This is a genomic window from Mycobacterium sp. UM_11 (assembly GCF_001414075.1).
Taxonomy (GTDB): domain Bacteria; phylum Actinomycetota; class Actinomycetes; order Mycobacteriales; family Mycobacteriaceae; genus Mycobacterium.
The window spans coordinates 1-7,086 of sequence record NZ_LATC01000157.1 but is presented as its reverse complement, the minus strand read 5'-3'; the positions used below and the strand labels follow the sequence as shown (position 1 = coordinate 7,086).

Sequence of the window (7,086 nt, the reverse complement as noted above, 5' to 3'; positions counted from 1 at the left end):
TCCCACCCCGGCCCAGCAGCCGCTTTAGGTGATACGGCCCAAACTGCGTGCCCACCCGCGAGACCTGCTCATCACTCATCGCCGATCCTTCACACCCGTCCACCACGCCACCGACACCCAACAATCGCCGGGCACACCGGTCAGCCGCAACCCCCTGACCTAGCAACCCTGACCGTAAGCCCCCGCCCACCGGAACGCACCACGAATCGCGCGATTAGCCCCGCGCCGACGGGTGGCTTACGCGTCGCTGTCGGCGGCGATCTGGAAGGTGAATTCGTAGTCGCAGATGCGGACGTGGTCGCCGTCACGCAGGGTGGCGGCGGAGCGGATCCGCTCGTGCTGCACATGGACGCCGTTGGACGACCGCAGGTCGTTGATGATGAAGCTGGTGCCCGTGTCGACGATGACGGCATGGTGGCGGCTGACTTTGGGGCTGTCGAGGATGATGTCGTTGTCGCCCAGCCGCCCGATCCGGGTCGCCGCCGCCCGCAGCGGATAGCTGCGCCCCGACGCCTCGTGCAGGTAAGCGATGGCCTGCTGCCCGGACACCATGGTGTGCTGCTCGAGCACCGTCACCGTGTCGACGGCGGCGGTCTTGGCGGTGCGCTTCACGTCCAGCGGCTCTTGGCGCAGGATCTGCTCGTTGAGCGAGCGCAGCGTGGGCCCGGGGTCGATGCCCAGGTCGTCGGCGAGCGTCGCCTTGACGCGGCGGTAGGCGGCCAGCGCGTCGGACTGGCGATCGGTGAGGTAGTAGGCCGTGATCAACTGCGCCCAAAGCGGTTCGCGGTAGGGGTGTTCGGTGGTCAGCGCCTCGAGTTCGGTGATCACGGCGGACGCACGCCCGCAGGCGATTTCGGCCTCCGCCATGGCGCCATGGACCAGAATCTTCTCCTCGACAAGGGAAGTGGCGAAGGTGTCGACGAATCCGAACTCGCGCAGATCTTCGAGTACGGGCCCGCGCCATTCCGCCAAGGCGGCCGTCAGGTGCCGGCTGGCGTCTTCGAATTTGCCGGACGCGGCGGCGTGCACGCCCGCGGTCTTTTCGGCGATGAACCGTCCGAGGTCGTAAGCGTTTTCGTCGATGTTGAGCCGGTATCCCGGCGGCGCCGCGGCCAACACCATGCGCGGCTCGATGCCCGCGCCGCCGAGCAGCTTGCGGAGATTGGACACGTAGGAGTGAATGCTGGCCCGCGCCCCCGACGGCGGCTGGTCATCCCACAGGGCCGTGATGAGCCGGTCGACGGCGACCGGGCTGTTGCGGTTCATCAGCAGCAGGGCCAGTACCGCCCGCTGTTTCGGGGTGCCCAAGGCCACCAGGGTGCCGTCAACGCTCATCTCCAGCGGTCCGAGCAGACCGAGTTCGAGACGTTTGTCCACCATCGCGTGTTGGTCCTTCCGTCACTACCTAGCCATTGTGATGGCAATCCCGGCCGATTCGGCGCCAACCCGCGAATACGCGGCCCCGCGGCTTACGCGCGGGTCATGGCGTAGTAGGCGCCCCGGCGCGCCAGCAGCTCGGCGTGACTGCCCTGCTCGACGATCCGGCCGTCGTCGATCACCACGATGCGGTCCGCGTCGCGGATCGTCGAAAGCCGATGCGCGATAATGAAACTCGTGCGATCCCGGCGCAGCTCGGACATGGCGTGGGCGATGAGTGCCTCGGTGCGGGTGTCCACCGAGCTGGTCGCCTCGTCCAGGATCAACAGTTGCGGCCGGGCAAGGAACGCGCGCGCGATCGTGATGAGTTGCTTCTCCCCGGCGCTGATGTTGGCGCCGCCGCCACTGACCCGTGTCTGGTACCCGGCCGGCAGGGTGTGCACGAACCGGTCGACGTATGCCGCCGTGGCGGCTTGCACCACCTCATCTGCAGTGGCCTCCGGTCGCCCGTAGGCGATGTTTTCCTCGATCGTCCCGTCGAAGAGCCAGGTGTCTTGCAGGACCATGCCGATTCGCGACCGCAGCGACTGGCGGCTCATGGTGCTGATGTCGGCGCCGTCCACCAAAATCCGCCCGAAGTCGACGTCATAGAACCGCATGAGCAGGTTCACCAACGTGGTCTTGCCGGCCCCGGTCGGCCCGACGATCGCCACCGTGCTCCCAGGCTCCGCGATCATCGACAGGTCATGGATCACCGGGACATTCGGGTGGTAGCCGAAGCTCACGTGCTGGAACTCGACCCGTGCGGCACCGCCGTCGGGCGGCGCCGCGGCGGGCACTGGATCCGGTGTTTCCTCGGGCTCGTCGAGCAGGTCGAACACCCGCTCGGCGCTGGCCACCCCCGACTGCAGGTTGTTGTACATGCCGGCCACCTGGCTCAGCGGGGCGTTGAACTGCCGGACGTACTGGATGAAGGCCTGGATGCCGCCGAGGCTGATGCGGCCCGTGGCCACCTGCAGGCCGCCCACCACGGCGACGGCCACGTAGCCGAGGTTGCCGATGAACGCGGTCGCCGGTGCCACCAGGCCCGAGAAGAACTGGGCGCCGAAACTGGCCCGGTACACGTCGTCGTTGCAATCACGGAACTGCTCGCGCGCCGCGGCCTGGTGACCGAAGGTCTTGACCACCGTGAAACCGCTGTAGGTCTCCTCGATGTGAGCGTTGAGGCGACCGATGCTCGTCCATTGCGCCACGAACAGGCGCTGCGCGCGCCGCGCGATCGTGCGCGTCGCCACCAGCGACAGCGGCACCGTGGCGACGGTGATCAGCACCAACAGCGGCGAGATGGACGCCATCATCGCCAGCACCGCGACCACGGTGAGCATCGACGTCACCAGCTGGCTGATGGTCATCGAAAGCGAAGACTGCACGTTGTCGATGTCGTTGGTCACCCGGCTCAGCAGCTCGCCGCGCTGGCGTCCGTCGAAGTAGGACAGCGGAAGCCGGTGGATCTTGTCCTCGACATCGGACCGCAGCGCCACCATGGTGCGCTGCACGGTGACGTTGAGCAGGCGCGCTTGCGCCCAAATCAGCAGCGCGGAAACGAGATACAAGCACAACGCCAGCGCCAGCGTGCGCGCCACCGCGCCGAAGTCGACACCCCGGCCGGGCACCACACCCATCCCGGACAGCAGGTCGGCGAAGGTGTTGTCACCGCGGGTGCGGGCCGCGGCGACGGCTTGCGCCTTGGTGATGCCCGCGGGGAGCTGCCGGCCGATCACGCCGTTGAACAGCAGATCGGTGGCATGGCCAAGGATTCGCGGGACGACGACCCCGATCACCGTCCCGGTGATGCCCAGGCCGATCACCGCAATGCTCAGCCGGCGTTGGGGCGCAAGCCGTTTGGTCAGCCGGGTGGCCGTGCCCCAGAAGTCGCGCGACCGCCCGGCGGGGGCCGGGGTCAACCCCCGGGTGGCGACCGCGGTCATGGCCCGCCCCCGACCTGACCGGACCGCAACGCGCTCACCGACTGTGAGTCGGCGAACTCCGCGTAGGTGGCGCAGTCGGTGAGCAGCGATTCGTGCGTGCCGGTGCCCACCAGCCTCCCGCCGTCGAGGACGACTATCTGGTCGGCCTGCGCGGCGGTCGAAACCCGTTGCGTGACAACGATGACGGTGGCCACGTCGGCCACCCGCGTGAGCGATGCGCGCACTCGCGCGTCGGTGTGCACGTCGAGCGCGCCGAACGAGTCGTCGAAGAGATAGATGGTGGGACGGCGGATGACCGCCCGCGCGATCGCCAGCCGTTGCCGCTGACCGCCGGAGAAGTTGATGCCGCCCTGGGCCACCCGCATCCGCAGCCCGTCATCGTGGGCGCGCACGAATCCCTCGGCGTCGGCCACTCGCAGCGCTTCCCACATCTCGACGTCGCTCGCGTCGGACTTGCCATACCGCAGGTTGTCGGCCACGGTCCCGGAGAACAGGTAGCCGCGCTGCGGAACCAGCCCGATCGCGGACCAGAGCCGCTCGGTCTGGTAGTCGCGGACGTCGACGTCGTCGACGAGGACGGCGCCGCCGGTCACGTCGTAGAGCCGGCAGATGAGCGACACCAGCGTCGACTTGCCCGACCCGGTGCTGCCGACGATGGCCGTGGTGGTTCCGGGCCGCGCCGTGAACGAAATGTCCTGCAGCACTGGGCGGTCGGCGCCCGGGTAGCTGAACGTCACGCCGGCCAGTCGCACCATGCCGGTGATGCCGCCGCGCGGGAAGGCCGGCGCCTGCGGGTCGTTGACCGCGGCCCGGGTGCCCAGCACCTCGGTGATGCGTTCGGCGCACACGGACGCTCGCGGCAGCACCACCAGCGTCATGGTCGCCATCAACACCGCCATGAGGATCTGGGTGAAGTAGGCCAGGAAGGCGGTCAGCGAGCCGACCTGCATCTGGCCGCGATCGATGCGCAAACCACCGAACCAGATCAGCGCGACGCTGGACACGTTGACGGTCAGCGTGGTCACCGGCAGCATCACCGCCTGCCAATTGCCGGCCGTCAGCGCGGTGTTCGACAACGCGGCGTTGGCGCGGGCGAACCGGTCGCGCTCGTAGCCTTCGCGCGCGAAGGCCCGGACCACGCGGACGCCGGACAGCTGGTCGCGCATCACCCGGTTGATGCCGTCGATCAGGAACTGCATCCGGCGGAACAGGGGCAGCATGTGCGACATCACCCAGTAGTTGGCCACGGCCATGACGGGGACGCTGACCAGCAGCAGCCACGTCAGCGCGGCCTCTTGGTGGATGGCCATCAGGATTCCGCCGATGCACATGATCGGCGCGGTGACCAACACGGTGCTCGATATCTGAACCAGGTACTGGATCTGGCGGACGTCGTTGGTGCTGCGCGTCAGCAATGTGGGCGCACCGAAGCGGGCGGTCTCGTGCTCGGAGAAGGTGGTGATGTGGTTGAACATGGCCGCGCGCAGGTCCCGGCCGAACCCCATCCCGGTCCGCGAGCCGAAGTAGACCGCCCCGATCGCGCAGAGCGCCTGCAGCCCGGTGACCGAGAGCATGACCATGCCGAGCCGGACGATGGTCGCCGTGTCACCCGTGGCGACGCCCTCGTCGATGATCGCGGCGTTGACGGTGGGCAGGTACAGCGACGCCAGCGTGCTGATCAGCTGGAGCACCATCAGCACCGCGACCGGCCGCCGGTACGGCCGGATGTACTGGCGCAGCAGTGCCAGGAGCATTTCGTAAGCGTCGCACACGGGACGCCCGCCGGTGGCCAGCCACCGCCGGACGGCCCAATCCGCGCACCGCATCCGCCGGCGCGGCTGAAACGCCTGCTCAGGCGCGTCGGTGGTTGACCCGCTGAGCTGCCGCTACAGTGCATCGTGTGGACCGGCAGCAGGCTGAGCAAAAGCAGGGTAGCGGTGCGGCGTAACTCGAGGGCGCTGGCCGTTGCGGCGTCGGCCCTGGCGATTTTGGTCCCGGCGGTTGCCGCGTGCTCCGATTCCGGCGGCAACAAACCGGGGGCGACGTCCTCGTCCTCGCCCGGTAACTCCGAGGGTCATCACGGGCCGATGTTCCCGCAGTGCGGCGGCATCAGCGATCAGACGGTGGCGGAGCTGACCAAGGTAACCGGCCTGATCAACACCGCCAGGAACTCCGTCGGATGCCAGTGGCTGGCGGGCGGCGGCATCCTCGGCCCGCACTTCTCCTTCTCCTGGTATCGCGGAAGCCCGATAGGGCGCGAGCGCAAGACCGAGGAGCTGTCGCGCGCCAGCGTCGACGACATCAACATCAACGGCCACAGCGGGTTCATCGCCATCGGCAACGAGCCCAACCTCGGTGACTCGCTGTGCGAGGTGGGCATCCAGTTCCAGGATGACTTCTTCGAATGGTCGATCAGCTTCAGCCAGAAGCCGTTTCCGCCGCCCTGCGACATCGCCAAGGAACTGGCGCGCCAGTCGATTGCGAACTCGAAATGACCAGAAGAAGCGTCCGCGCCGCCGTAGCCGTCTTGATCACCTCGTTGGTGGTGATGACGGGGTGTTCGAGGTCGGTCGGCGGCACCGCCGTCAAGGCGGGGGGCCCGACCCGCAACAACAACTCCCAGCAGCAGTACCCGAACCTGCTCAAGGAGTGTGAGGTGCTCACCAGCGACATCCTGGCCAAGACGGTGGGCGCCGACCCGCTCGACATTCAGAGCACGTTCGTGGGCGCCATCTGCCGATGGCAGGCGGCCAACCCGGCGGGGCTGATCGACATCACCCGGTTCTGGTTCGAGCAGGGCAGCCTCAGCAACGAGCGCAAGGTCGCCGACTTCTTGAAGTACAAAGTCGAGACGCGGAACATCGCCGGAATCGATTCGATCGTGATGCGCCCGGACGACCCGAACGGCGCGTGCGGGGTCGCCAGCGACGCCGCCGGGGTGGTCGGCTGGTGGGTCAATCCCCAGGCGCCCGGCATCGACGCGTGCGGTCAGGCCCTCAAGCTGATGGAGCTGACGCTGGCCACCAACTCGTAGCGGGCTAGCGCGGCACCTCGAACCCGATCAGTGCGGCGCGCCCGAGTTCGAGACCCTTCCAGCCGGACGGCACGGTCAGCACGGCGATCGCCGACGTCGGATACTTGACCGAAATCCGTTCGGCCGCAGCGGCATCGGTGCCCTCGCCGGCCAGTCCGAGGGCCAGGTCGGACATCGTCGGCTCGTGACCCACGACCAGCAGCGTCTGCACGTCGTCGCCGACCGCGTTGATCTCCTCGATCATGGTGCCGGCCGTGGCCCCGTACAGCCGCTCGCTATAGCGCACCGGCGCGTCGACGCGCGTGTTGGCCAACGTCTCTCGCGCGCGCGTCGCGGTCGAGCACAGCACGGCGTCGACGGCAGGGACGTTGGCGCGCAGCCAATCACCGGCGAGCCCGGCTTCTCGGATGCCGCGCGGCGCCAACGGCCGCTCGTGGTCGGCTACGCCGGGCGGGTAATCGGATTTCGCGTGACGCATCAACAGCAGCGTGCGGTCATCTCCCACGGCAGACACGCTAATCCTTACGCCGCGTCGTCGTCATCGTCATCCCGGAGGAGTTTTTCGGGGTGGTGGAAGGTGTTGGTGCGGGGGCGGCCGCGGTCGTGGTGGGGTGGGGGGATCCAGACGGTGTCACCTTTGGTGTTTTTGCGGGTGCGCCAGCCGGCGGGTGTGAGTAGGCGGTGATG

General features: G+C 68.1%; 7 protein-coding genes and 1 pseudogene. 2 read left to right on the top strand and 6 right to left on the bottom strand.

Translation table 11 applies throughout. From position 1 onward, the window contains the following. The 4 genes from WU80_RS26675 to WU80_RS23500 form a co-directional block, all read right to left on the bottom strand. Positions 1-79, bottom strand: a 79-nt coding sequence (locus WU80_RS26675) for a hypothetical protein (protein ID WP_369808571.1), incomplete at its 3' end; no start/stop codon positions are given. A gap of 158 nt (positions 80-237) precedes the next feature. After that, entirely contained in the window at positions 238-1,380 is a 1,143-nt protein-coding gene (locus WU80_RS23510; RefSeq protein ID WP_055405495.1) for a BTAD domain-containing putative transcriptional regulator, read from the bottom strand. A gap of 89 nt (positions 1,381-1,469) precedes the next feature. Beyond that, complete coding sequence (locus WU80_RS23505) at positions 1,470-3,365, bottom strand: ABC transporter ATP-binding protein (protein ID WP_055405496.1); 1,896 nt, start codon at positions 3,363-3,365, stop codon at positions 1,470-1,472. Further along, positions 3,362-5,119, bottom strand: coding sequence for an ABC transporter ATP-binding protein (locus WU80_RS23500; RefSeq protein WP_055405499.1), 1,758 nt, complete (start codon positions 5,117-5,119; stop codon positions 3,362-3,364). Before WU80_RS23500 ends, WU80_RS23505 begins: the two co-directional genes overlap by 4 nt. Positions 5,120-5,302: 183 nt before the next feature. Here WU80_RS23500 and WU80_RS23495 point away from each other — a divergent pair, with 183 nt between their 5' ends. Further along, positions 5,303-5,860: a DUF3558 domain-containing protein gene (locus WU80_RS23495; RefSeq protein ID WP_055405497.1), complete on the top strand. Its 558-nt coding sequence runs from the start codon at positions 5,303-5,305 to the stop codon at positions 5,858-5,860. After that, entirely contained in the window at positions 5,857-6,399 is a 543-nt protein-coding gene (locus WU80_RS23490; protein WP_055405498.1) for a DUF3558 domain-containing protein, read from the top strand. The genes WU80_RS23495 and WU80_RS23490 overlap by 4 nt, the downstream gene beginning before the upstream one ends. Positions 6,400-6,403: 4 nt before the next feature. Here the strand turns inward: WU80_RS23490 and WU80_RS23485 are convergent, their stop codons facing one another. After that, positions 6,404-6,877, bottom strand: coding sequence for a histidine phosphatase family protein (locus WU80_RS23485; protein ID WP_055405500.1), 474 nt, complete (start codon positions 6,875-6,877; stop codon positions 6,404-6,406). A gap of 44 nt (positions 6,878-6,921) precedes the next feature. Next, positions 6,922-7,086 (bottom strand): annotated as a pseudogene (locus WU80_RS26670) (hypothetical protein); the annotation flags it as partial.

Excerpts from the sequence above, each read along its gene's own strand:
- WU80_RS23510 (WP_055405495.1), bottom strand. The coding sequence starts at position 1,380 with ATGGTGGACAAACGTCTCGAACTCGGTCTGCTCGGACCGCTGGAGATG.
- WU80_RS23505 (WP_055405496.1), bottom strand. The coding sequence starts at position 3,365 with ATGACCGCGGTCGCCACCCGGGGGTTGACCCCGGCCCCCGCCGGGCGG.
- WU80_RS23500 (WP_055405499.1), bottom strand. The coding sequence starts at position 5,119 with ATGCTCCTGGCACTGCTGCGCCAGTACATCCGGCCGTACCGGCGGCCG.
- WU80_RS23490 (WP_055405498.1), top strand. The coding sequence starts at position 5,857 with ATGACCAGAAGAAGCGTCCGCGCCGCCGTAGCCGTCTTGATCACCTCG.
- WU80_RS23485 (WP_055405500.1), bottom strand. The coding sequence starts at position 6,877 with ATGCGTCACGCGAAATCCGATTACCCGCCCGGCGTAGCCGACCACGAG.